The sequence below is a fragment of the Streptomyces tateyamensis genome (assembly GCF_003205575.1).
GTDB lineage: Bacteria > Actinomycetota > Actinomycetes > Streptomycetales > Streptomycetaceae > Kitasatospora > Kitasatospora tateyamensis.
In genome coordinates, this window is record NZ_PYBW01000019.1 from 1 (window position 1) to 25107 (window position 25107).

20 protein-coding genes are annotated in these 25107 nt (G+C 71.9%); 9 read left to right on the plus strand and 11 right to left on the minus strand.

The genetic code is table 11. From position 1 onward, the window contains the following. Positions 1-35: 35 nt before the first annotated feature. Positions 36-2315 carry a transglycosylase domain-containing protein gene (locus C7C46_RS05490; protein WP_110666287.1) on the minus strand — a complete coding sequence of 760 codons (2280 nt, stop codon included), beginning with the start codon at positions 2313-2315 and terminating at the stop codon, positions 36-38. A gap of 371 nt (positions 2316-2686) precedes the next feature. Between C7C46_RS05490 and C7C46_RS05495 the strand changes: the two genes are divergently transcribed. Beyond that, the gene (locus C7C46_RS05495) at positions 2687-3061 is read left to right on the plus strand and encodes a WhiB family transcriptional regulator (protein ID WP_110666288.1); all 375 of its coding nucleotides are present in this window, start codon (positions 2687-2689) and stop codon (positions 3059-3061) included. A 102-nt stretch (positions 3062-3163) separates the two neighbouring features. Here the strand turns inward: C7C46_RS05495 and bagB are convergent, their stop codons facing one another. Then, positions 3164-4339: an ATPase BagB gene (bagB, locus tag C7C46_RS05500; RefSeq protein WP_110666290.1), complete on the minus strand. Its 1176-nt coding sequence runs from the start codon at positions 4337-4339 to the stop codon at positions 3164-3166. Continuing rightward, positions 4336-5367: an ATPase BagA gene (gene bagA / locus C7C46_RS05505; RefSeq protein WP_245984201.1), complete on the minus strand. Its 1032-nt coding sequence runs from the start codon at positions 5365-5367 to the stop codon at positions 4336-4338. The genes bagB and bagA overlap by 4 nt, the downstream gene beginning before the upstream one ends. Before the next feature lie 157 nt (positions 5368-5524). Here bagA and sp36 point away from each other — a divergent pair, with 157 nt between their 5' ends. The 5 genes from sp36 to C7C46_RS05530 all read left to right on the plus strand — a co-directional run bounded on the left by sp36 (position 5525) and on the right by C7C46_RS05530 (position 8117). Next, entirely contained in the window at positions 5525-5683 is a 159-nt protein-coding gene (gene sp36, locus C7C46_RS05510; RefSeq protein WP_095874066.1) for a Sp36 family protein, read from the plus strand. Then, positions 5683-6150, plus strand: coding sequence for a RidA family protein (locus tag C7C46_RS05515; protein ID WP_110666294.1), 468 nt, complete (start codon positions 5683-5685; stop codon positions 6148-6150). Before sp36 ends, C7C46_RS05515 begins: the two co-directional genes overlap by 1 nt. A gap of 105 nt (positions 6151-6255) precedes the next feature. Then, positions 6256-7104, plus strand: a complete 849-nt coding sequence (locus C7C46_RS05520) for an NUDIX hydrolase (protein ID WP_110666377.1) — start codon at positions 6256-6258, stop codon at positions 7102-7104. A gap of 15 nt (positions 7105-7119) precedes the next feature. Then, positions 7120-7299, plus strand: a complete 180-nt coding sequence (locus tag C7C46_RS05525; protein WP_110666296.1) for a hypothetical protein — start codon at positions 7120-7122, stop codon at positions 7297-7299. Then, complete coding sequence (locus tag C7C46_RS05530; RefSeq protein ID WP_110666297.1) at positions 7296-8117, plus strand: MBL fold metallo-hydrolase; 822 nt, start codon at positions 7296-7298, stop codon at positions 8115-8117. Before C7C46_RS05525 ends, C7C46_RS05530 begins: the two co-directional genes overlap by 4 nt. Before the next feature lie 80 nt (positions 8118-8197). Here the strand turns inward: C7C46_RS05530 and C7C46_RS05535 are convergent, their stop codons facing one another. The 3 genes from C7C46_RS05535 to C7C46_RS05545 all read right to left on the minus strand — a co-directional run bounded on the left by C7C46_RS05535 (position 8198) and on the right by C7C46_RS05545 (position 15074). Then, on the minus strand, positions 8198-8872 hold the full coding sequence (locus C7C46_RS05535; RefSeq protein ID WP_110666299.1) for a Crp/Fnr family transcriptional regulator: 675 nt from the start codon (positions 8870-8872) through the stop codon (positions 8198-8200). A 198-nt stretch (positions 8873-9070) separates the two neighbouring features. After that, positions 9071-10318 carry an alpha/beta hydrolase family protein gene (locus C7C46_RS05540; protein WP_110666301.1) on the minus strand — a complete coding sequence of 416 codons (1248 nt, stop codon included), beginning with the start codon at positions 10316-10318 and terminating at the stop codon, positions 9071-9073. 163 nt (positions 10319-10481) lie between these two features. Beyond that, positions 10482-15074 (minus strand): choice-of-anchor D domain-containing protein, encoded by a 4593-nt coding sequence (locus C7C46_RS05545; protein WP_146258995.1) that lies wholly within the window; start codon positions 15072-15074, stop codon positions 10482-10484. Between the two features lie 555 nt (positions 15075-15629). Between C7C46_RS05545 and C7C46_RS05550 the strand changes: the two genes are divergently transcribed. After that, positions 15630-16313, plus strand: coding sequence for an IMP cyclohydrolase (locus C7C46_RS05550; protein ID WP_110666305.1), 684 nt, complete (start codon positions 15630-15632; stop codon positions 16311-16313). Between the two features lie 106 nt (positions 16314-16419). Here C7C46_RS05550 and C7C46_RS05555 read toward each other — a convergent pair whose 3' ends face one another. The 5 genes from C7C46_RS05555 to C7C46_RS05575 all read right to left on the minus strand — a co-directional run bounded on the left by C7C46_RS05555 (position 16420) and on the right by C7C46_RS05575 (position 23175). Beyond that, positions 16420-17787: an ABC transporter permease gene (locus C7C46_RS05555; RefSeq protein ID WP_110666307.1), complete on the minus strand. Its 1368-nt coding sequence runs from the start codon at positions 17785-17787 to the stop codon at positions 16420-16422. Beyond that, positions 17784-18746, minus strand: coding sequence for an ABC transporter ATP-binding protein (locus C7C46_RS05560; RefSeq protein ID WP_110666308.1), 963 nt, complete (start codon positions 18744-18746; stop codon positions 17784-17786). Before C7C46_RS05560 ends, C7C46_RS05555 begins: the two co-directional genes overlap by 4 nt. Before the next feature lie 108 nt (positions 18747-18854). Continuing rightward, a complete protein-coding gene (locus tag C7C46_RS37205) occupies positions 18855-21599 on the minus strand; it encodes a PKD domain-containing protein (RefSeq protein WP_110666310.1) in 2745 nt (914 codons plus the stop codon). A 390-nt stretch (positions 21600-21989) separates the two neighbouring features. After that, on the minus strand, positions 21990-22487 hold the full coding sequence (locus C7C46_RS05570; RefSeq protein WP_110666312.1) for a hypothetical protein: 498 nt from the start codon (positions 22485-22487) through the stop codon (positions 21990-21992). A gap of 226 nt (positions 22488-22713) precedes the next feature. Then, a complete protein-coding gene (locus C7C46_RS05575; protein WP_110666314.1) occupies positions 22714-23175 on the minus strand; it encodes a DIP1984 family protein in 462 nt (153 codons plus the stop codon). Between the two features lie 192 nt (positions 23176-23367). On the opposite strand from C7C46_RS05575, the gene C7C46_RS05580 reads away from it, so the two are divergent. Together C7C46_RS05580 and C7C46_RS05585 are read left to right on the plus strand one after the other, a co-directional pair. After that, positions 23368-24024 (plus strand): DUF1963 domain-containing protein, encoded by a 657-nt coding sequence (locus C7C46_RS05580; RefSeq protein WP_110666316.1) that lies wholly within the window; start codon positions 23368-23370, stop codon positions 24022-24024. A gap of 324 nt (positions 24025-24348) precedes the next feature. After that, on the plus strand, positions 24349-25074 hold the full coding sequence (locus C7C46_RS05585; protein ID WP_110666318.1) for a hypothetical protein: 726 nt from the start codon (positions 24349-24351) through the stop codon (positions 25072-25074). The last annotated feature ends 33 nt before the right edge of the window (positions 25075-25107 follow it).

Consider the following 25107-nt stretch of genomic DNA (forward strand, 5'->3'; position numbering starts at 1 on the left):
GCGGGCACCGGCCGCTCCCGCGCCCGGCCGTCCGGTCAGTGGTGGCCGGGGCGGGTCGGCTTGCCGGTGGGGCCGATGCCGCCGATCAGGCCCGGCGGGAAGGTGAAGCCCCCGCCCGGCGGCGGGTTCGGGGTGCCCGGCGGCGGCTGGGTCGCGGGGCCGCCGGGGCTGTTCTGGTCGCCCGGGATCGGTGACGGCGAGGAGCTCGGCGCGGTCGGCAGGTCGACCGTGACGAAGTTGCTGGCCGGGGTGCCGGCCAGCGCCGCGTTCATCGCCTGGACCCAGATCGGGCCGGGGCCGGTGGCGCCGTAGACGCCCCCGTCGCCGGCGAAGGAGCGTCCGCCGATCTTGATGTTCCCGACCATCGGGACGTTGCCCTCGGGCCCGCCGAGCCAGACCACGCCGACCAGGTCGGGGGTGTAGCCGTCGAACCAGGCGGCCTGGCGCTTGTCCGCGGTACCGGTCTTGCCGGCGATCATGCGGCCGTCGTCCAGGCCCAGGGCGGCACCGGTACCGCCCTTCTCGGTCACGCCCTTGAGCAGGGTGTTGATCGAGTCGGCGGTGGTCTGCTGGATCACCTGGTTGCAGTTGCCCTTCGGGACGGCCAGGTTCTTGCCGTCGATGCTGGTCACCGACTTGATCGCGACCGGGTCGCAGTGCACGCCGCGGGAGGCGAAGGTGGCGTAGACGCCCGCCATGTCCAGCGGGCTCATCTCCTCGGTGCCCAGGCCGAGCGCCGGGAACGGGTCCAGCGGCTTGCCGCTGGCCTTGCCCCTGATGCCCAGCTTGCTGGCCATCTGGGTGACGGCGCACATGCCGATGTCCTGCTCCATCTGGATGAAGTAGGTGTTGATCGAGCGGGCCATCGCCTCCGGCATCTGGAACGGCCCCTTCTCGTCGGGGCTGTCGTTCGGGATCACCGAGCCGTCGGCCTTGTACATGCCGTTGCAGGTGGTCATCGAGGGGTAGGGCATCGAGGCCGGCGCCGGGTAGCTCTGGTCCAGCCCCTTGCCGCCCTCGATCGCGGCGGCGGCGACGATCGCCTTGAAGGTGGAGCCGGGCTGGAAGCCGTTGCCGCCGCCCATCGCCGCGTCCACGTTCAGGTTGACCACGGTCTGGTGCTTGCCGTTGTCCAGGCCGTAGGGCCGGGTCTGGGCCATCGCCAGGATCTCGCCGGTGCCGGGTTTGAGCATGGTCATCGCGGCCGAGACGGTGTCGGTGACGTAGACCTTGGTGGTGACCGCCTTGTAGGCGTCGGCCTGCTTGGCCGGGTCCAGGGTGGTGTAGATCTTCAGCCCGCCCTGGGTCCAGAGCTTGGACCGCTCAGCGGCCGAGGCGCCGAAGGCCGGGTCGGAGAGCACCACCTTGCGCACGTAGTCGCAGAAGAAGCCCTCGCCGTTGTTGGCGGTGATGCAGCCGTTCTGCGGCTCGTGGTAGTGGCTCAGGTCGAGTGGGGTGTCCTTGGCCTCCTTCGCCTGCTGGGCCGTGATGTGGTGGTACTCCAGCATCTTGTCGATCACGGTGTCGCGGCGGGTCTGCGCGGCCTTGGGGTGCAGCAGCGGGTCGTACGCGGTGGGGTTCTGCACCAGGCCGGCCAGGGTCGCGGCCTCGGCGACGCTCAGGTCCTTGTCGCTCTTGCCGAAGTAGCGCTGGGCGGCCGCCTCGACGCCGTAGGCCTGGTGGCCGAAGAAGGTGATGTTCAGGTAGTTGGTGAGGATCTGGTCCTTGGACAGCTCCTCCTCCAGCTTGATCGCGTACTTCAGCTCCCTGATCTTGCGGCCGATGCTCTTCTTGGTCGCCTCGGCGAAGGCCGCCTGGTCGTCACCGGCCTCCTCGACGAAGACGTTCTTCACGTACTGCTGGGTCAGCGTGGAGGCGCCCTGCGAGGCGGCGTCGGTGGAGGCGTTCTTGCCGATGGCGCGCAGCACGCCCTTCGGGTCGACGGCGCCGTGCTGGAAGAAGCGGTTGTCCTCGATGTCGACCTGGGCCTGCCGGGTCAGCGGGGACATCTGGTCCTGGGTCAGTATCGTGCGGTCCCGGGCGTAGACCTTGGCGATCTGGTTGCCCTGGTTGTCGTAGATGTACGAGGCCTGGGAGAGGGTCGGCGTCTTGAAGTCGTCGGGGATGTTGTCGAAACTCTCGACGCCGTTCTTGGCCCCGAGCCCGACCGCGCCGACGGCGGGCAGGGCTAGGCCGGCGAGCAGCACGCCGGAGAGGATGCTGACGCCCAGGAACGTCATCCCGTGGCCGGCCAACTCCAGAGGGGAAGTCCGCCGGGGGGAGCGCTGGGCTGCAAAGTCGCGCTTCGAAGCCATGGTGAGGACTCTACGTTGTGGATTCCGGCCCATCGGGGCACGTGTTCGCCTACGCTTGTCACAGCCTTGCGACAGCTTCGCTCCGTGTGCAGTGAACACTCCTGTGGGTGTTAAGAGTTGTCCGGTTTGACGGGCTATGAGGTACTTCGAACCGTCATTCATCTCGGCTGGCGGGGCAGTGGGGCGGCGTCCGTGGTGGCGCTGAGTGACAAAAGGGCCTTTCGGGACCGTGCAAGGCCCACGACCTGCGATCACTCCAACGAGTGATCTGCCCGGCACCCATAGTCCGATCGGGTCATTCGAGATTGGACCCCAAGGGGCTGTTGCGTCTCGCCAATCTTCCGTAACGTCCTCAACTGGCAACGGTGAATATGCCGTTGCCGCCGTGGGGGAACCTCGATGAGGGAGAGGACGGCGCCGTGACGGGCTGGGTAGACGACTGGAGCGCGCAGGCTGCCTGCCGCACCACTGATCCGGACGAGCTCTTCGTCCAGGGGGCAGCGCAGAACCGGGCAAAGGCGGTGTGCAGCGGGTGTCCGGTGCGCACCGAGTGCCTGGCGGACGCGCTGGACAACCGGGTGGAGTTCGGTGTCTGGGGTGGGATGACCGAGCGGGAGCGCCGCGCCCTGCTGCGCCGCCGGCCGACGGTGATCTCCTGGCGGCGGCTGCTGGAGACCGCCCGGATGGAGTACGAGGAGTCGCTGGCCACCGGGGTCATCCTGGTGGACTACGCGCAGGCGGGCTGAGGGCGGGCTGCTGCCGGCCGCCTCCCCCCACGCCGCCGCACCAGCCCGCCAGTGCGTACCGGTCCGCCAGTCCTGGCGGACCGTCAGTCCTCTGGCGCCCGCTCAGTCGGTTCCCGCCAGCTGACGGCCGATCACCCGCAGGCCGTCCAGGTCGTGCACGTCCCCGGCCAATGCCGGCACTTCGATGATGGGCACATCGGGATAGACCGAGACGAACCGGTCACGGGTGCGCCGCTCCCGCCCCATCACCTCGACCCGCTCGGCGTGCAGCCGCAGCAGCCCTGCGGCCAGGGCCTCCGCCTCGGCCTGCCGCGGCTCGTGGTCCGCGCCGTTCTCCTCCAGCAGCTGCGCCGCCGCCTGTGCCCGCTCCGCGGTGAGCTGCGGCGCGTCGGTGGAGTGCACCCGGTTGAGCACCAGCCCGGCCAGCGGCATCTCGTCCGCGGCCAGCCGGTCCACGAAGTACGCGGCCTCGCGCAGCGCGTCCCGCTCCGGCGCCGCGACCACCAGGAAGGCGGTGCCGTCCGCCTTGAGCAGCTGGTAGGTGCTCTCGGCCCGCTCCCGGAAGCCGCCGAACATCGAGTCCATCGCGGCCACGAAGGTCTGCAGGTCGGTCAGCAGCTGGGCGCCGAAGATCTTCCCCAGGGTGCCGGTGAGCAGCCCCATCCCGACGTTGAGGAACTTCATCGCGCTACGGCCGCCGACCTTGGCCGGGGCCATCAGCACCCGGATGATCTTCCCGTCCAGGAACGAGCCGAGCCGGCCGGGTGCGTCCAGGAAGTCCAGCGCGGACCGGGACGGCGGGGTGTCCACCACGATCAGGTCCCAGCTGCCGGTGGCCTGCAGCTGGCCCAGCTTCTCCATCGCCATGTACTCCTGGGTGCCGGCGAACCCGGCCGAGAGCGACTGGTAGAAGGGGTTCTCCAGGATCGCCCGGGCCCGCTCCGGCTCGGCGTGCGCCAGCACCACCTCGTCGAAGGTCCGCTTCATGTCCAGCATCATGGCGTGCAGCTCGCCCGGACCGTCCGCCCCGGCCGCGCCCTTGACCGGGCGCGGGGTGTTGTCCAGCTCGGTCAGGCCCATCGACTGGGCCAGTCGGCGGGCCGGGTCGATGGTGAGCACCACGGTGCGCCGGCCCCGCTCGGCGGCCCGCAGCCCGATCGCGGCCGCGGTGGTGGTCTTGCCGACCCCGCCGGAGCCGCAGCAGACGATGATCCGGGTGGCCGGGTCGTCGATCAGCCGGTCCACGTCCAGTCCCGCAGGTCCGCTCGCGCCGGTCATGCCGCCCCCTGCCGCTTCAGCTCGCCGGCCAGCCGGTACAGGCCGCCCAGGTCCACACCCCCGCCGAGCAGCGGGAGTTCGTAACTCGGCAGGTCGAGCGCCGCCAGGTCGGCGCGCTGCTCCTGCTCCAGCGCGACCCGCTCGGCATGCTCCCTGGCTTGCGCCAGCAGCGGGTCCAGCAGCGGCTCCACCGCCGCCCGCCGGGTTGCCGCGGTGCGGGAGCGCCCGCCCAGGCCGGCCTCCAGCAGCGCCTGCGCCACCTCCTCGCGGTGGTCGCCGTGCACCGCGGCCACCGCGGCGGCGTCCAGCACCGGCGGGCGCACCATGTTCACCAGCACCCCGCCGACCGGCAGCGCGGCCGCGCGCAGCTCGGCGAAGCCGTCCACGGTCTCCTGCACCGGCATCTCCTCCAGCAGGGTGACCAGGTGGACCGCGGTCTCCGGCGACCTGAGCACGCCCATCACCGCCTGGGCCTGACTGTGTATCGGACCGAACCTGGCCAGCCCGGCCACCTCGGAGTTGACGTTCAGGAACCTGGTGAGGCGCCCGGTGGGCGGCGCGTCCATCACCACCGCGTCGTACACCCGGCGCCCGTCCGGGCCCTTGCGGCGGGCCGCCTCGCAGGCCTTGCCGGTGAGCAGCACGTCCCGCACCCCCGGGGCGACGGTGGTGGCGAAGTCGACGAAGCCGACCTTCTGCAGCGCCTTCCCGGCCCGGCCGAGCTTGTAGAACATGTCCAGGTACTCGAGCAGCGCCTGCTCGGTGTCGATGGCCAGCGCGAAGACCTCGCCGGTGCCCTTGCCCGCCGCGCCCACCTGGGCCGGCGACACGGTGGCCACCTTGCGCTCCTGGTACGGCAGCGCGGCGATCCCGAACAGCTCGGCGATGCCCTGTCGGCCCTCCACCTCGATCAACAGGGTCCGGCGGCCCTCAGCGGCCAGGGCCAGGGCCAGCGCGGCCGCCAGCGTGGTCTTGCCGGTGCCGCCCTTGCCGCTCACCACGTGCAGCCGCACGCCCTCCCAGTCCACGCTCCGCCTCCGTCCGTTCGCCGGTGCCCTTTTGCGAGCGTAACCAGCACCCGCGCCGGATGCCGGGAGCATCCGGCGACCGACCCGATCGGCGGCCCGCTTTGTGGCCCACCTCACATCCGCCGGACGGCCTTGCGAACCGTCTAGAGTCACCCCCATGACCAAGTGGGAATACGTAACGGTGCCGCTGCTCGTGCACGCGACCAAGCAGATCCTTGACACCTGGGGCGAGGACGGCTGGGAGCTGGTCCAGGTGGTGCCCGGGCCGAACAACCCGGAGCAGCTGGTGGCCTACCTGAAGCGGGAGAAGAGCTGATGGGTGCCGTCGAGACCAGGCTGGCCGAGCTGGGCCTGACCCTGCCCGAGGTGGCCGCGCCGGTGGCCGCGTACGTCCCCGCGGTGCGCAACGGCGACCAGGTGCTGACCTCGGGCCAGCTGCCGATGGTCAAGGGCAAGCTGGAGCACACCGGCAAGGTCGGCGCCGAGGTGACCGCCGAGCAGGCCAAGGCGCTGGCGCAGATCTGCGCGCTGAACGCGCTGGCCGCGGTGAAGTCGGTGATCGGCGACCTGGACCTGGTCGAGCAGGTGGTCAAGCTGGTCGGCTTCGTCGCCTCGGCCCCCGATTTCACCGGCCAGCCCGGCGTGGTGAACGGCGCCAGCGAGCTGCTCGGCCAGGTGCTGGGCGAGGCCGGCGTGCACGCGCGCAGCGCGGTGGGCGTCGCGGTGCTGCCGCTGGACGCCCCGGTCGAGGTGGAGATCCAGGTCCGGGTCCGCACCGCCTGAGATCGACTCTTCTCAGCACCATGCCCGGATGCATAGCATCCGGGCATGGCTGCGAACCCGCCCGGCCCGACCCACGTCGTGCCACCGAGCCCCACCGGGCTCCCGATGCCGCCCGGCTGGCCCGCCCGGATCCGGGCGCTGGCCGCCGGCCGGCTGACCCCGCCGGCGCCCAAGCGCGCGGCCACCGTGGTGCTGCTGCGCGACGGTGCCGGGGAGCCCGAGGCGTACCTGCTGCGCCGGCGCGGCTCGATGGCGTTCGCAGGCGGCATGTACGCCTATCCGGGTGGCGGGGTGGACCCGCGCGACGCCGAGGCGCCGCCTCCCTGGGCCGGCCCGAGCCCCGAGCAGTGGGCCCACCGGCTGGGCGTGGACCCGGCGACGGCGCAGGCGGTGGTCTGCGCGGCGGTGCGCGAGACCTTCGAGGAGGCCGGCGTGCTGCTGGCCGGCCCGGACGCCGAGCAGGTGGCCGCCGCCCGGGACTGGCGCGCCGAGCGGGCCGCGCTGGAGGCGCACCAGCTCTCCTTCGCCGAGTTCTGCCGGGAGCACCGGCTGGTGCTGCGCAGCGACCTGCTGGGCGGTTGGGCCCGATGGGTGACGCCGGCCTTCGAGGAGCGCCGGTACGACACCTGGTTCTTCGTCGCCGCGCTGCCGCCCGGCCAGCAGGCCGCGCACGAGGTCGGCGAGGCGGACCGGGTGGCCTGGCTGACGCCCGCCGCCGCGGTGCGCGGCTACGCCGAGGGCCGGTACGGCATGCTGCCGCCGACCGTCTCGGTGCTGCGCGAGCTGCTGCCGCTGCGCTCGGCGGGCGAGGCGCTCGCCACCGCCGAGCGGCGCACGGTGACCCCCGTCCTCGGTCAGGCCGAGGTGACGGGTGATCGAATGACCGTTCGTTGGTCGGGGTATGAAGAGCTGACCATCGACGGCGTCTACCCCGAGGACGACCCCTCCACCTAAGGAAGGACAGGACCCATGACCCACAACGACGTGGCTCAGGTGCGCACCCTCCCCGCCCGCAGCGTCGAGCCCCGCTCGCTGAACCGGCGGCTGGGCTGCGAGGACGGCGGCCCGTTCGCCGAGCTGACCGCGCGCACCCTGGTCCGCGACCTCGAATCCCGCACCCTGGTCCGCCGCACCGAGGGCGGCCGGTGACCACTCCACTGCCCGGTGACCCCGCCGACACCGTCGGCGGGGCCGCCACCGCCCGCGCACTGTGCGTGCTCGCGCCCAACCCGTCCCCGATGACGCTGGACGGGACCAACACCTGGCTGCTCTGCGAGCCCGGCTCGGACCAGGCGGTGGTGGTCGACCCCGGTCCGCTCGACGAGGGCCACCTGCGCGCGGTGGTGGACGCGGCCGAGCGGCAGGGCCGGCGGATCGCGCTCACCCTGCTCACCCACGGGCACCACGACCACGCGGCGGGCGCGGCCCGGTTCGCCGAGCTGACCGGCACCGCGGTGCGGGCGCTGGACCCGGCGCACCGGCTCGGCACGGAGGGGCTGCACGGCGGCCAGGTGATCGAGGTCGGCGGCCTGGAGCTGCGGGTGGTGGCCACCCCCGGGCACACCGCGGACTCGCTCACCTTCCACCTGCCGGCCGACGGCGCGATCCTCACCGGGGACACCGTGCTGGGCCGCGGGACCACCATGGTCGCCCACCCCGACGGGGTGCTCGGCGACTACCTGGACTCCCTGCGCCGATTGCGCACGCTGGCGGCCGAGCACGGGGTGCGCACCGTGCTGCCCGGTCACGGGCCGGTGCTGGCGGACGCGCTGGGCACCGTCGAGTACTACCTGGCGCACCGGGCCGCGCGCCTGGCCCAGGTGGAGACCGCGGTGGAGGCCGGCTGCCGGACCGCCGAGCAGGTGGTGGCGCGGGTCTACGCCGACGTGGACCGGGCACTGTGGCCCGCCGCCGAGCTGTCGGTGCGGGCCCAGCTGCGCTACCTGGAGGACCACGGGCTGATCTGACGGCCCGTGGTCCCTGAGGACGGATCAGCGGCAGGGGCGGAGCCGGTGCTGCACAGTGTCCCTGCGGGTGGCGCCGCGGATCAGCGCGAGCGGCGGGAGAGCCGCTCGACGTCCATCAGCACCACGGCGCGGGCCTCCAGCTTGAGCCAGCCGCGGCCGGCGAAGTCGGCCAGCGCCTTGTTGACCGTCTCGCGGGAGGCGCCGACCAGCTGGGCCAGCTCCTCCTGGGTCAGGTCGTGCGCGACGTGGATGCCCTCCTCGGACTGCACGCCGAACCGGCGGGACAGGTCCAGCAGCGCCTTGGCCACCCGGCCCGGCACGTCGGAGAAGACCAGGTCGCTCATCACGTCGTTGGTCCGGCGCAGCCGGCGGGCGATCGCCCGCAGCAGCGCGATCGAGACCTCGGGGCGGGCGTGCAGCCAGGGCTGCAGGTCGCCGTGGCCCAGGCCCAGCAGCTTGACCTCGGTCAGTGCGGTGGCCGTGGCGGTGCGCGGGCCCGGGTCGAAGAGCGAGAGCTCGCCGATCATCTCGCTGGGGCCGAGCACCGCGAGCATGTTCTCGCGGCCGTCCGGCGAGGCCCGGTGCAGCTTCACCTTGCCCTCGGCGACCACGTAGAGCCGGTCGCCCGGGTCGCCCTCGTGGAAGAGCGACTCACCACGGGCGAGGGTCACCTCGGTCATGGAAGCGCGCAGCTCGCTGGCCTGTTCGTCGTCGAGCGCCGCGAAGAGCGCGGCGCGCCGCAGAACATCGTCCACGTGCTTCCTCCTTCTCGGCCGCCCACCGGGTGGGGTGGGCAGCTCACGTCTTGAAACCATGCTGACTGAAACCGTGCTTTACCTCACCAAGCATGGCGCATGTCGCTCCGATCATATGAGGAGGGGGTGCGCCATGGGGGTCGGTACGGGGCCATCCGTACGCATTGGTAACCCTGGCGTTGAGCCGGTCGGGGGACCTCAGCCGACGAAGCCCATCGCGGGATAGGCCGGCGAGGGGCCGTCCAGCAGGCAGGAGTCCCCGCCGCGCAGCCAGTGGTCGAAGTAGGCGGCCAGGTACGCGCGCTCGGTGCGCAGGGCGGCGGCCGGCGGCAGGGTGCCGAGCCGACTGGTCAGTTCCGCGCGGTCCAGGCCCAGCTGGGGCAGCAGCACCTCGGCGTCGGTGAACGAGGCGTGCGCGGCGCCGCGCAGCTGCAGCTGGCGGGTCCAGCCGGGCGTGTTCGCGCGGAACGCCGCGAAGCCGGGGGCGGTGTCGGCACCGTCCGGGTTGTCGGTGCCGACCAGCAGGAACGGCCGGTCCAGCCCGTGCTCGGCGACCGGCATCAGACTGCCGTCGAAGTTGGTCAGGTTGCCGTCCAGGTCGACCCCGGCCCTGACCCGCGGGTCGGCGGCCATGGTGTCGGCCGCGGCGGTGCCGCCCAGCGAGTGGCCGAACATGCCGATCCGGTCCAGGTCCAGGGCGCCGGACAGGCGGGCGGGCAGCGGTCGGCCGTCGGCGTCCGGGTTGCGGCCCGCGGCCAGCCGGGTGAGTTCGTCCAGCAGGAACCGGGTGTCGGCGGTCCGTACGGCCAGCGACTTGGTGATGAAGGCGGCCGGGTCGGCGTACGGGACGTTGGTGGCCACCCGGCCGTCCGGGAACTCCACCTCGGGCGCCTCGTAGGTGCTGTCCAGCGTGACCACCACGTAGCCGTGCGCGGCCAGCTGCTCGACCAGGGTGGTGGCCCAGCTGCGCGGTTCGCCCAGGCCGGGCGAGTAGACCAGCACCGGGTGCGGGCCGCCGGTCGCGGCCGCCGGGGCGTCCTGGCAGGCGTGGGTGGCGGTGCCGGCCCAGTCGGTGCCGGCCGGGGTGCCGAGCCCCAGGTAGCTGTTGGCGGTCACCGCATCGAAGTGCGCGGCGGCGCCGGGCAGCATGTAGGGCGCCCGGTCCCGGCAGCCGCCGGTGGGCGCGGCCGGGTAGTAGACGGTGGCCGCCAGCTCGCGCACGGGCAGCTCGGGCCGCCACGAATCGGCGCGGCCGCGGTCCACTAGGTGCAGCGGCGCGGCGCCCACCGGGTACTCGCCGACGGGGAACGGCAGGCTCAGCGGCGCGGTCCGCGAGGGCGCCGGCGTCGCGGCCCCTGCGGGCAGCACCGCCCCCAGGGTGCACAGCCCGGTCAGGGCGGCGACGGCTGCAGTGCGGCGGACCAGGGAGAACTGAGGCTTCGTCATGTGATCGATCCTCCCGTCGGCCGCGGGTCGGCCGCCATCGGGGATCGCCCGGTGCTGACCCCGAGCAGCCGCTCAGGGGCGTCCCGGAGGGACATGCGGCGGCGGCCGGTGCGGTGGGAGCTCCCACCGCACCGGCCGCCGTCTTTCGGGACCCGGTGTTCCGTCAGCCGTTGTAGCGGACGGTCACCCCGCTGACGACGTGGTTGTCCGTCATCCCGCCGGACCCGCCGCCGAACCCGACCAGGACGGTCGGCGGCAGCTGGACCGCGCTGTCCAGGATCTGCGTCCCGTCCAGCGTCACCACCAGGTGCCCGGCGGCCGTGACCTGGACGTCGACTGCGTGGGTCGAGCCGCGCAGCGCCGCGATGTTGGTCGCCGACTGCTTGGTGGCCAACAGGATGTTGGCCGGGCCGCTCGTCCCGATCGTGGCGTAGTTGTACGAGTTGACGTCGGCGCCGGGCCAGGTCTGGAACCCGACGTAGGTCGCGGGCAGACCGCCGATACCGATCGACCCGCCGTTGGCGCCGAGCGACTTGGCGGTGACCCGGGCCGAGTCGAACAGCGCCAGCGCGAGCCCGTCAGCTCCGTTGCCGCCCCCGATCTGCTCGTTGAACGTCACGTGGAGTCCGGCGGACGGCACGGCCGTGCTGTTGATCACGGTACCGGCCGCCGAAGCCTGGCCGGCAGCGGTCAGCGTGGCGCTGGTGCCGTTCAGGGTCGCGGTCCCGTTGACCGACCAGCTCGCGTCGCCGAAGGCCGGCAGCGCCTTCATCGGGGCCTTGCCCGCGGTGATCGCCACGTTGCGCACGATGTGGTTGTCGTCGAGGCCGCCGGTGGAGGCGGTGAAGCCGACCAGCACGTTCGGCTGCAACTGGACGGCGGTGTCCAGCACCTGGGTGCCGTCGAGCTGGACCACCAGGTGGCTGACCGGCGTGTAGTCGACCGTCACCGTGTGGGTCCCGGTCCGCAGCGCGGCGACGGAGCCGTTCACCGAGGCGTAGGTCGGGTTGGCGGCGCCGGCGGTGGAGGTGGCCACCGCGACGAAGTTGCCGGAGTTGGCCGCGGGGGTCCAGTAGGTGTTGAGCGCGACCGCGACGCCCGGCAGGCCCGCGAAGCCGAGCGCGCCACCGCCGTTGCCCACCGCGCTGCTGGTGGCCGCGGCCGGGTCCAGCAGGGCGAAGGTCAGGCCGTCGGCGCCGGAGCCGCCGCCGATCTCGCTGGTGAAGGTGGCGTGCAGCCCCGAGGTCGGGACCGCGGTCGGGTAGAACGAGGTGCCCGTGCTGCCGCCGGCCCCGGCCTTGGTGAGCACCAGGTCGGTGCCGTTCAGCGCGGCCGAGCCGTTGCGCACCCAGGACGGGTCGCTGGGCGCGGGCAGTTGCTGCCCGAACGGGACGATCGGCGTACCGGTGCCGGTGATCGGCACGGTCGTCGCGCCACCGGTGGTGGTGACGGTCAGGCTGCCGCTCTGGGTGCCGGCCGCGCCCGGTGCGAAGGCGACCGGGACCTGGACGGCCGCGCCCGGGGCGACCGTGGCCCCGGTGGCGGGCAGGGTCGCGGTGAACGGGGTGGCCGGCGCGGTGACGCCGGTGACCGTCGTGGTGGTGGTGCCCTTGTTGGTGAGCGTCAGGGTCAGACCCTTGGTGTCCCCGGTCGGGACGGTGCCGAAGTCGAGCGAGGGCGTGCCCGGGGTCAGCGCCGGGCCGCCCGGGGACGCCGTGCTGATGCTGACGTTGGAGACGGCGTGCACGTCCGCGGCGCCGCCGGTGCCGGCGGTGAAGCCGGCGAAGGCGGTGGCGGGCAGGGTCGGCGTGGTGTCCAGGTACTGGGTGCCGTCGATGCTCACCTTCAGGTGGCCGCTGACGATCTGGACCGCGACCTGGTGGGTCCCGGTGCGCAGCGAGCCGGGCACGTTCGCGCCGGCGAGGTAGGTCAGGCTGTCGGTGCCGGAGTTCGGACCGACGGCCACCGCCACGTAGTTGCCAGAGTTCAGGGCGGGGTTCCACCAGGTGTCCAGGACGACCGCGACGCCCGGGATCCCGGAGAAGCCGACGCCGCCACCGGTGGCGCCGAGCGCGTTGGCGGATGACTTGCCCGCGTCCGCGAGGACGAAGGCCAGGCCGTCGCCGCCCGTGCCCGGGCCGAGCTGGGTGGTGAAGTTCGCCGTCAGGCCGTCCGTGGCCACGGCACTGCGGTAGAACGCGGAGCCGGCGGCCGGGCCGGTCTGGCCGGTCAGCTGGAGCGCGCCGCCGCCGGGCAGGGTGGCGACCCCGTTGTTGGTCCACTGGCTGGCGGCCGGGGCGGGCAGGGCGCCGAAGCCGGTGCCGGTCAGCGGCTGCAGCATGGAGCCCTGGCCGGCGTCACCGGTCAGCTGGTAGTTGGAGGTCACCGCGCCGGGGGCGGTCGGGGTGAAGGTGACCGACTGGTGCACCACCTGGTCCGGCCCGATCACCAGGCCCTCGGCCAGCGGGGCGGAGCTGGTGAACGCGTCGTTGGGCGCCTTGGCCTTGGTGACGGTCACCGGGATGTTGCCGTCGTTGGTGATGTCGAACGAGACGGTCTTGGCACTGCCCACGGCCACCTGGCCGAAGTCCAGCGTCGCCGGACTGAGCGTCAGGTGCCCGACGCCGGCCTCGGCGGTGGCGGTGAGCGGGACGGCCAGGGAGCCCGAGGAGCTGTTCAGCGTGAGGGTGTCGGTGTTCTTGCCCGCCGCGGTCGGGGCGTAGAGCACGGTGGCGACGAAGGAGGCGCCCGGGGCCACCGAGGTGCCCGCGGCCGGCAGGCCGCTGACGGTGAACGGCGCACCCGGCAGGGCGGCGGTGCCGATCGTCTCGGCGGCGGTGCCGGTGTTGGTGATCTGCACGTTGAGGCTCGCCGTGGTCCCGGTCGGCTGGGTCGCGAAGGCCACCGTGGCGGGGGAGGCGCCCAGCCCCGGCTTGGTGCCGGTGCCGTGCAGGCTGATCAGGAAGCTGCCGGCCGTGGTGGTCACGGTCAGCGCTCCGCCGGCGCCGCCGGCGGCCGTCGGGGTGAACGAGACCGGGACCGAGACCTGCTGACCAGCAGTCAGGTTGATCGGCAGGGTCGGCGCGGTGACGCCGAACGGGGCGGCGGCGGTGATCGCGGTGATGCTGGTCGCGGTGGTGGCCGTCAGGGTCGCGGTGCCGGTGCCGGTGCTGCCGACGCCGATCTGGCCGAGTTCGACGGACTGGGCGGTGAGGGTGGCCCGGGCGGGGCGGCCGAAGCCGTAGACCTTGCCGTCGCGGGTGCCGATGTAGACCCGGTTGCCGTCGGTGGCCGGGACCGCGAACTTGGCTGCGGTGCCGATCGGGGCCGACCAGACCAGCGACAGGTTGCCGTTGGCGTCCGGGACCGGGTTGTAGGCGCGCAGCGTGGCGTTCGCGCCGGTCGGGCCGCCGGCCCAGACCGCCCAGACCAGGGCGCTGCCCGAGGTGGTGCCGTCCGAGGTCACCACCGGCGAGCCGCTGGTGTAGGGGAAGGAGTCGCCGCTGGTGCCGGCGGCGGTCAGCGCGGGCGTGCCGTCGCCGGTCACGCCGGCCTTCAGGGCGCGCAGCGGACCGTTGCTGCCGACCAGGTAGACGTAACCGCCGTCGCCGCCCCAGACCGCCGGGTGGCCCCACTGGCCCTGGAACGGGCCGGTGGTGCCGACCACCGCGTCGGTGCCGTTGGCCCCCTGCGAGCGGCCGCCCAGGTTGTCCCGGTCGAGCAGGAACACCCGGCCGTCCTTGCCCTGCTGCACCATCAGGTGCGGGTGGGAGGGGGTGCCGAAGCTGTCGGGCAGGCCGACCGGGCCGCCGGAGGCGAGGTCGGTGTCGTTCTGGTCCAGGGTCGGCGCGTTGGCCGGGCTGAAGAAGTCGGCCGCGCTCAGGCTCCGGTCCGCGTTGACCTGCAGGCGGACCACGGACTCGGCCAGCACGCCCGGCGGCGTCTTGCCGGGGCCGGCCGGCGGGCTGATGCCGTTGCCGGTGCCGAGGAAGATCCGGCCGGGGCCGTCCGACATCAGGGCGCCACCGGCCTGCCAGATGCCGGCGCCGCTGTTGCTCGCGCCGGTCTCCGAGGCCCACATCGCGGTGATCCCCGGAGTGGTGGTGCTGACGCCGACCACGTAGCCGCGGTAGGGCGCCATGTCGCAGTGGCCGCCGAAGGCGGCGTAGACCACCCCGCCCATCAGGAGCAGGCCGGGGCGCTGCATCTCGTGAAAGGCGTCGAAGGGCATGGTCGGGTCGTTGCTCGGCGCACCCTGGATGGTGACCGGCCAACCGGTCTTCTCCGCACCGGTGGCCGGGTCGAGCGCGTGCATGTACCAGTGCGGGTGCTGCACGTCCGCGCCGTCGTTCACCTTGGTGGTGAGGTAGACCGCGTTGCTCGCCGGGTCGTACACCGGGGTGCCGGTGGTGCCCACGTTGGGCGCCAGGTCACCGCAGTTGATGGCGGAGGACGGCCAGGTCGGGCCGAAGTCGCGGGTCCACCGGACGGCACCGGTGGCCGGGTCGAGCCCGTAGGTCTTGTCGTTCTCGGTGCTGGCGATCAGCGTCCCGTTGACGGACAGCGGCTGGGCGTAGACCTGCCCGTCCAGCTGGGTGCTGAACAACTGCCCGAAGTCCGACGCCTGCACCGAGGTCGGACCGAGCCCCGGCTCGTGGCTGTCCCACCCCGTCCGCAGCAAATCCGTCGACATCGTGGTGACGTCGGCCCGGGCCTGCCCGGCGCTCAACCCCACCAACGCGACCATCAGCGCCATGACCGGGACCAACGCCGATCTGCTGATCCCCCCGCCGCGGCGGGTGCGCCCCTGTATGCCCATGCTCGACTTTCGGTAGATGGCGGGTGCGCGCGAATCGCCTCGCGCACACAACCCGTTTACTGGACCGTCAGATTAGCGACACCGTGAGGCCCCCCGAGTGGCGGGGGCCGGTCGGCGCCCCCCGCCGCTCGGGGCGGCTGCCCCGTTGACCCGATCTGGTTGCCTCGTACCCGTCCTGATCGTCGCGGATCTGCGCGTGGTGGTGGGCAGTTCGGTGTGCGCCGATACTGTGCGCCGTGCTGAGCCGCACTGTCCGTCGGGGAGTTGACCCCCTCTAAGTCCGCCTCGCCCTCTCTCGGTCCCGGGCAAGTATCGGCAGTCCGGGCACCTGTTCGCACCCGGATTCAGGTTCGAACGGTGCATGCCACAGCCGGCCGGGGCCCGGCGACCAGGTGACAGGTGGCTAGCTGGCGGACCGACAGAATGGGAGCCGCTGAACGCCGGACCGGCCTGACTCGAGCTGACTCGAACTGACGAAGGAAAGCGCCACCCATGAGCGACCTGACCACCCTGCTGTCGTCGAACCCGTACCCGGGCCGCGGTGTGCTCTGCGCCCGCACCCGCTCCGGAGCGGTGCTGGGCGGCTACTTCCTCACCGGCCGCAGTGCCGCGTCCAAGGACCGTGCACTCCGGGTGGACGGCGACGAGCTGCTGGTCGGGCCGGTCACGCCCACCGGTCACGACCCGCTCCGGCACTACGCCGCCGCCCAGTGCACCGCGGACTGGCTGGTATTCGGCAACGGCGAACAGGTCGCCCAGGTGACCGAGCGGCTGCGGTCCGGCGCCTCGGCCGCCGAGTCGCTGGGCGGGCTCGAGTACGAACCGGACGCTCCGATCCGCACGTCGCGGATCACCGCGCTGCTGAGTCGTGACGGCGGGCGCACCGCGGTACTCGGCGCTGCCCGCCCGAGCACCGGCGGCCGGCTGTCCACCAACGTCATGACGCTCGCCGTGCAGGACCTGGAGCCCGGCGAGGCGGTGCTGCTGACCACGTACCGTTCGGACGGCCGGACCGTCCACGTCGCCGCGCCCTTCGACGAGACCACGGTGGACGCCACGACCGGCGCCGAGTTGCTGGACGAGATCTGGTCGGCCCTGAACCCCGGGTTCCGGGTCGCCGCCGTCGTCCTCGACCCGGAGAAGGGCCCGGCTTCGGCGATCCAGCGCGTGGCCTGACGCTTCCAGCAGCAGTAAGCGGCCAAGGAGCTGGACCAGCCCCGGCAAGGGCGCCCGCGGGGGCCGGCCGAACCGCGCGCGGGCGCCCAGTGCGGAAGTTCCGTCCTCAGCCCGGCAGCAGGTCGACGTTGCCGTCGAGTTGCCAGAGCGGGTTCGGTACCGCCTGTCCTCCCACGACGATCAGGAAGTAGCCGTTCAGCTGCACCGGTCCGTCTCCGTCGGCGATGTACCGCCCGTTCGCGGCGATGTCGAGCTGGTAGACGGCCTGGGCGGTGGCGTTGTAGCCGGGGACGTTCCAGGAGACGGTGCAGCGCCAGTCGTTGCCCGGGCCCTGCTGCGGGCCGAGGCCCTCGCTCTTGTCGCAGACCGCGGTGGCCTGCAGTTGGGCCTCGGTGACGGCCGGCTGGCGCATCTGGGCTTGTTGGTACCGGTAGAGGTGGGCGAAGGCCGTGGCCATCGACCGCTGCACCTTGTCCTGGGTGATGCCGGAACCGCCCGCACCGGTCGCCGCGGCGACGACGGCCATCGTCGCGGCCAGCAGGCCGGCCAGCGGGAGGACGCCCGAGGTCAGCGCTCTGCGCCCGGCGCCGTCGTTGTTGAGGTTGGTGAAGTCCCGGCGGAGGAACAGCAGGTAGGCCAGTGCCGTGGCGACCACCGCCCAGGCCAGGCTGACCGCGACGCCGATCAGCAGCGGCCCGAGCTGCCGGGGATCGGCGAAGAGGCCGTTCCAGGAGATGAAGGCGTAGCCGGGAAGTGCCAGGCGCACGGCGACCGGCAGCGGCAGCAACTGCGCGACCTGCATGCCGATGGCGACGAGCATGGGCAGGAGCAGGCCCATCGGGGACCGGCCCAGGGCGATGGATCCGAGCAGCCCGATGGCGGCCAGGGCGAGCGTCGGCGCCAGCGCGCAGAGCCAGGCCAGCAGGACGTCCCCGGCCGCGGCGCCACCGGTGAGCAGGTGGCCGTCCAGCCCGACCAGCGGCTGGTTCCCCTCCGCGAGCAGACCGCCGCCGATGCTGGACAGGGCCAGGCCCGCGACGAGCAGCACGATCACGGCGAGGCTGGCGATCGCTTTGGCCGCGAAGATCCGCCGGTGCGAGCGGACCGTGACGATCAGGTGGCGCCAGGTGCCGAGCCGGTCCTCGGAGGCGAAGACGTCCCCGGCGACCATGGACGTGACCAGCGGCAGCGCCCAGGTGCCGGCGACACCGAGAACCACCAGCGACCCGGCCCAGCCGGTGGCGTGCATCCACCGGCCGAAGAGCGTGTCCGACGGCAGGGTGCCCTGCTGGTCGACCGCGAAGACCAGGATGCCCGGGCCGAGCCAGCAGAGCAGGAGCAGCAGGCGGACCCGCCAGGCGGAGAACTGCTTGACCAGCTCCATCCGGAGGATGCGGATGACCGGGACCGGGCGCCTGCGCGCAGTCCCGGGCCCGGCCCCGGCGGTGGGGGCCTCGGTGGCGGTCGCGGTCATCGGTCGGCCTCCGGCTCGGTCCGGGCGAGTTGGTCGGTCAGGGCGAGGAAGGCGGCTTCCAGCGGCGAGACGACGGGTGCCAACTCGCGTACCGCGATGTCCTCGCGGACCATCCGGACCACGAGTTCGTCCATGGCTGCCACCCGTGCGCGTACCACGATCACGTCGGTGTCCGGTCGCGCGGCGGCATCACCGCCTTCGAGGATCTCGATGCCGGGCGTTCCGGCCGCGACCGCGCGGGTGGCCGCCGGGTCCGAGGCCCGTACCCGGTAGTCGAGTTCGCGGTCCTCGTCGGAGAGCTTCTTCACCGGGCCGGAGAAGACCACCCGCCCGGAGGCCAGGATGGTGACCTCGGAGCAGAGCGCCTCCAGGTCGTCCATCCGATGGCTCGACAGGACGACGGTGGCACCTTCGGCCGCGAGTCGGCGCAGGACACCGTGCACGTGCCTCTTGCCGGCCGGGTCCAGGCCGTTGGACGGCTCGTCGAGCACCAGCAGCCGGGGCCTGGTCAGCAGTGCCGCGGCCAGTCCCAGCCGCTGCCGCATGCCCAGGGAGAAGCCGCGGACCTTCTGATCGGCGGCCGCGGTGAGTCCGACCTGGGCCAGCGCCTCGTCCACGCTCAGGGTCGGCACGTCGTCAGGGCTCAGTACGGCGACCGTCGCAAGGTTCTGCCGCGCGGTGAGCGTGGGGTACAGCCCCGGCCCGTCGACGAACCCTGAGACACCGTCGGGCGCGTCCGACCCACGTCCCAGCGGGGCGCCGAGTATCTCCAGACTGCCTTCGTCGGCGACGGCCAGGCCCAGGAGCAGGCCGAGGAGGGTGGTCTTGCCGGCACCGTTGGGGCCGACCAGGCCGTGGATCTGACCCTGCGTGATGCTCACATCGACGTGGTCGAGCGCGACGACATCACCGAAGACCTTGGTGATGCCGCGGCCCCGCACCGCGATGGGTGTTTCCATGTGTCCGTCCCATCCTCAGAACCGGGTGCGCCGGGGTGGTACACCGCAGTGCACCACCCCGGCGTCCTTGCGAGCTCGAATACCGCCGCGATCAGCTGCCTGTCAGGCTCAGCCGACGTTCAGCGCGGTGTCGTCGAGCACGAACGAGGTCTGCTTCTGGTAGTCCTCGGCGCCGGTGAACTTCAGCGTCACCTGCTGCCCGGCGAACGCGCTCAGGTTGAAGGTGTGCTGCGAGAACCCGGTGTTGTGGTTGAGGTTGGAGTAGGTGTACAGGGTGCGGAGAACGGTGCCGGAGCTGTTCAGCACCTGCAGCTTGAGGGTGTCGTAGGCCGTGGTGGTCGAGGTCTCGGCCGTGTCGATGTGCATCCAGAAGTTGAAGGTGTAGTTGGTACAGCCGCTGGGCAGCGTCACGGTCTGGGCCAGCGTGTCGGTGGTGGTCGCGCCCCAGCCGTCGAGCCAGGCGTCGTAGGTGCCGCTGCGGGCGGGCTCGGAGGTGCTGCTGCTGATCACGTCCACCGGGCTGTGCGTCGACGTCACCGTCCACGGGCCCGGGTTGGACGGGCCGTTCTCGAAGCCCGCGTTGCCGAGCAGCTGCCGCGCCTGGCAGCCGGTGCCGCTGGGGGTGGCGGACGCCTCGTTGCTCTTCGCCCCCTCGCCCACGCCGTTCACCGCGCTGACGGTGTAGTAGTAGGTCTGACCGGCGGTCAGGCCCGTGTCGGTGCACGAGGTCACCGCGCCCAGGCCGCTGCAGCCGCCGCTGGTCAGCAGCGTCTCGCCGCCGCTGGCGGTGCCGCGGTACACCTTGTACGAGGTGATGTTCTCGCCGCCGGTGTTGGACGGCGGTGTCCAGTTCAGCGCGACCTGCCCGGTTCCGGCCGTGCCGGTCAGGCCGGTGGGTGCGCCCGGTACCGTCGCGGCGATCGGAGCGGCGGTGATGGTCACCGTCGAGGTCGCGGAGTTGGCGGGCGAGGCGCTGTCGGTGACGGTCAGCGTCGCGGTGTAGGTGCCCGCGTTGCTGTAGGTGTGGCTCGGGTTCTGGGTGGTGCTGGTGGTCCCGTCGCCGAAGTTCCAGCTGTAGCTGTACGCCGGGGTGCCACCGGTTCCGGTGCCGGTGAAGGCGACGTTCAGGGGTACCTGACCGGAGGTCGGGGTGGCCGAGGCGCTGGCCGCCAGCGGATTGCCGACGGCGCTGACCGTCGTCGTCACCTGCGAGGTCGCGGTGTGGGCGGGCGAGGCGGCGTCGGTGACGGTCAGCGTCGCGGTGTAGGTGCCCGCGGCGGTGTAGGTGTGGCTCGGGTTCTGGGTCGTGCTGGTGGCCCCGTCGCCGAAGTTCCAGCTGTAGCTGTACGGCGCCGTGCCGCCGCTGGCCGAGCCGGTGAAGTTCTCCGTCAGCGGCGCGTTGCCGTTGGTCGGCGAGCCCTTGGCGGTCGCGGACAGCGGGGTCGAGCCCTGCACCCAGAAGTCCTCGAGCGGGTCGCCGAGCGCGGCCTGGTCCGCGGTCGTCATCGGGAACGTGGAGGTGCCCAGGTTGTCGTTCGGGTCGATGACGCCGGAGTGCACGTTCTCCATCGTGCGTTCCATCGCCGCGAGCACGTTGCCCGTGTTGTACGCCACGTGCGAGACGTAGTGCTGCTTCACGTAGGCCGGGTTCCCGATGACCAGCAGCGGCACGCGGTAGGTGTTGCTCACGTGGTCCGAACCGTTGCTGCCGTTCTGGGTGTCGTCCTCGGTGACGACGATCAGGGTGTTGTCCTTGTACGTCGGGTTGGTCATGATCGAGTTGACGATGTTGTTCGTCGCCGTGTCGTTGCCCGGGACGTCCTGGTAGGTGCCGGGGTGGTCGTTGAACAGCTCGACGTAGTTGTACGCCGGCATCCCGTTGGTGTTGATGAAGTTCAGGTAGTCGTTCGACACCGTGCTGTCGGGGATGCTCTGGTTCAGGCAGGTGTACTCGTTGGTGTGCAGCTCTTCGGGGATGTTCGTCCCCGGGCGGTTGGGCGGAAGCACCTCGGCCTTGCCGGTGCCCGGGTTCTTCCAGTAGCCGCTACCGCTGTTGAGCATCCAGTAGATGTCCCCGTTCATGATGAACGTGTACGGGCTGGAGCCGCTGCTGCTGCCGGACGGAGGCGTGCAGGCGTTGGTGCCCTCGTCGGTGGGGCCGGAGTCGCTCCGCAGGAAGCGGTCGAACTGCGTGCCGTTCGCGGGGTACGACTGCTGCTGGCTGCTGGACGAGGACTGCCCCGAGAACAGGAACCAGTGGTTGGGACCGGACGGCGGCTGGACCCCGGTGCTGTACGAGTCGGACAGCGAGTAGGTCTTGGCCAGCGAGTGCAGGTTCGGCACCGAGCTGATGTGGTTGGTGCTCTGCACCTGGCCGTTGCACCCGGCGGCGATCGTGGTCGCGCAGTCGCCGAGGTAGTCGTCGAAGGTGTGGTTCTCCCGGTAGATGACCACGAAGTGCTGGAACGGCGGGAAGTACGGCGCCGTCGGGTTCACCGCCGCGGCAGGCTGTGCCGTGACGGCCTGCTGCCCGTTGACCGTCTGCATGACGGTCTTGTTGGTGATGTTGAAGTCCTTGGGCTGCGGGAACTTCGTGAACTCGACACCGGGCGCGGCGAACTTCGCGCCGGTGCAGTCGAAGTCGTCCGGCTTGTAGTTCATCGGCCGCTTGCCGGCCGGCAGGTTCTTGGCGTTCGCCGGACTGCTCGCCGGGTCCCACCCCTTCAGCGTGCACGAGCCGACGCCGCTCGTCGGGCGCCCACCGGCCCCCGCGGCCCCGACCAGCGAGAGCCCACTCAGGGCGAGGGCGGCTACCAGCGCCGCACTCGCCGATCTCCTTCTCCACTTTCTCATCGCCGTGCCTCCGTTCGATGACGGTGCATGCTCAGATGACTGCCGTCCGTATGGTCACCGCGAAAGGGACGTTGGGCAAGTAGATGCGCGTAGATTTCCAGGAACAAGGGATGTTGTCGTCCCACATTCGTCCCCGGTTGCCCGAAGGTTCGACAGCCTTTCGGTCCTCAACGCTTGCTGACGGCCCACCAGCTCGTGCGAGCACGTGAGGTGACGATGTGACAGGTGAGCTCTGACGGGCCGGCTGAGCCTCGACTGCACGGGCGATTCACGCTGCTGACGGGCGCGCCCGGCTGAGCGGGGCGGGTCGCTGCCCGCGGAGCGGAACGCCGCCCACGGGGTCGGCCGGGCGGCGTAGCATGCTCCGACGATGAGCCGCGCTGCGTGAGGTCAGCTTGTGGCTGCGCCGTTGCCGGAGTGAGGGCAGGGGCCGGCGTCGCTGCCGAGGGTTGACCGGACCGGCCCCGGCGGGAAGTCGGCCGACGGCTGCCCGGCCGCGAGGGCGTTCCAGCGGTCGACCCACGGCCCAGCCAGCTCGGGGCAGCACCACGCCTGGGCCCAGTTCCGGTTCGTCCGGTCCCTCGCGCGTTCCAGCGCAGGGCTGAAGCCGGCCTTGATCCGGAAGTTCTCCAGATGCCGCCGGAAGAGGATCAGTTGGATGTGGCGCCGGCGGCCCCCGCGGTGTATCCCGATGACCTCCAGGCGATCGTCATCGTTGTAGTAGCGGGGTGGTGGCACCCAGAGTTTCGCGCCCGGGGCGAAGTGCTTGAGGCCCGACTCGATCTGCTCACCGCCGTGGCCGTGCCTGGTCTCCCGGGCGACGTTGGCGACGACGTACCACTGGCGCATCCCGGTGGCTTCCCGGACTCCGTTGCTCGTGCTGGTCATTGATGTGGATACCCCGTTCCCGCCCTCGCCGTCAGGGATCTGCGCGTGGTGGTGTGTTGTTCGGTGTGCACCGTTACTTGTGCGCTGTGCTGAGCTGCGTTGTTCCGGTGGGGAGTCGAACCCCTGCGCTGCTCTCTGCGCGCCAAGAAAGGGGCCGGATTGACCGCCGACCCGCGGTGTGCGCACGCTTCCCTGACGGTTACCTGCTCCACATCGTGCGGTGCCGTCAGTCCACCAGGTCCACCGTCCAGTTGGTGCGCTGGATCGCCACGTCGACCTCGCGGATCTCGCGCGCCAACTGGTCCGCCTGTGCCCGCAATTCGGCGACCGGCAGGGCTGCCAGCATCTTGAGTTCGGACCGCAGCTGGCGCGCGCCGCCGCGACCGGCGGCGGCGTCGGCCGCAGCGGTCACCACCGAGTGCCGCAGCCGTAGCACGTCCCGGCGGGCCAGTGCGTCGGTGAGGGTGCTGCCGTCGTCCATCACGACGGTGGCGTTGGTGCGGTTGATCCGCCGGATCAGCGCCTCCAGATCCTCGAGCACGGCGCCGGCCTCGACCAGCAGCTGCCCCGCGTCCTCGGCCGGGAGTTCGCCCTCCTGGTACCGCGCACTGCCCACGATCCGTGCCCGCAGCTGCTCAACCCGCCGCGTCGCGTCCGCCCGCTGGGCCAGCCCCTCGGCCAGCTTCATCGGTCCACCTCCACCGTCTTCGCTCTCGCGAAAGTATGAGGAACACCTCCGCGTGCACGCATCCCGATTACGCAGCACCCGCAACCGAGGGTCCGGCCCGGGCCTCGGCGGTCACGGTGACCCGGACCTACGCAGCGCGGCATACGGGTCCTGCACGGCGTGGTGTCGCAGCCGCGTCCTAGAGTCCTCGCCATGACCGTGCTGATGATCGACGCAGGACCCGTGGTGGCAGACGCCCTGGTGACCCGCACCGGAGGCGTGCCGCTGGCTCCGGCCGGGACTGTCTGGCCGCGTTGCGCGACTTGCGCCGGTCCCATGCAGTTCCTGGCGCAGATCGTCCTGGACGACCTGGGCCGCCACCAAGGCCAGGGAGAGGAGCGGGGCCGGGGCATGCTCCAGGTGTTCATGTGCCAGAACGACCCCGGCATGTGCGACGAGTGGAACCCGAGCGAGGGCGGGAACCGCGCGATGCTGGTGCCGGCCGACGGGTCGCAGCCGATGCCGCTGCCCGAACTCGGCGAGGACGACGACGAGGAGGCGATCCTGCTCGGCGCGGTCCACGCCGCCGCCTTCGATACCGTCGCCGCAGACTGCGCCGACGCCGACGAGGAGTGGACCGAAAGGAGCGGTCGGCCGCGCCTGGACGTCCTCGGCCAACTGGGCGGCGCGCCCTGCTGGCTCCAGGACGAGGAGACCCCCGCCTGCCCGTCCTGTGCCCACCCGATGCCGCTGGTCGCCCAGCTGGAGGAGGGTCCCGACCACACCACCGCGATGAACTTCGGCGGCGGCAGCGCCTACGCCTTCGCCTGCGAGCCCTGCGGACAGGCCGCCTTCCTGTGGCAGTGCTGACCGTCGTTGACCGCGTTCGAGCTGCTGAAAGGCAGTCGCCTCGGCGGGGTGACAGGGGCTAACGTCCGGCGCATGTGGGAAGGACTCGATATCGTCGACTGGCCTGGGCTGAAGCACAACTAGGGTCGGCTGAGGACACGCCGGTCTTGTTGCGCCGGTTCGAGGGGTCGGACGTCGAGGACGTTCAGGAAGCGGCCGGCGAACTCGACGGTCAGTTGTTCCATCAGGGGGGGCTGGGTCTGCAACGCCGCTACCGCGGCGCTGCCGTTCCTGGTGCGGTTGGCGGGTAGGACAGGGGTCCTGTGCCGGCCTGAGCTGCTGGAAGTGTTGGCTCACCTGGCGTCGGCGTCCGCCAAGGCTGCGCCGGAGCATGTGGATCCGGGGTGGCGCCCGGCCTGGAACGCGGTGCTGCCCGAGGTGCTGGCTCTGCTGGCTGATCCTGATCCCGTGATCAGGCGACAGGTGGCCTACCTGGTCGGTGTCGCTGGCGGCGTAACGGAGCAGCGGTTGGCCGCTCTGCTCGGGGCCCTCGATGGGGAGCAGGACGAGGTGACGCGGTTGGACCTGGTGCTCTCGATCGGCAGGGTGTCCGGCGCCGCACCGAATGCTGACGTCGCAGACCGATTGGAGGCGCTGCTGGATGCCGTGCAGCCCCAGCTGCGGCTCGCGGCGGTCCACGCGCTGACCGTGAGTGACGCCGGGCCCCGCGCGCCGTGGCTGGAACTCGTCCTGGCAGCCGTACGGGACCCGAGCGTCGAGCTCTGGCGGGGTTCCGCATGGATCGGCACCGGAGTACGGGGAGTGCACCTGTGGACAGGGATGCTGTTCCCAGGCGCCGCTCCGGACTATGCGCTCGGGCTGCTGGCCGATCACCCGGACCCCGAGCAACGGGTCGGCGCCCTCGCGCAGGCAGCCCGTGTGCTCTCGGACTGGCACTCACCCACCACTGCGCTGCTGCCCGCCCTGGTGGAGCGCTTGGCGGACCCTGATACCGAAGTCCGCTACCACCGAGGGTCGCTTCCCGCATCCAGACTTGCGCAGGCTCGCTGACCTCGGCCCGCACGCTGCCGGATACGCCGACCG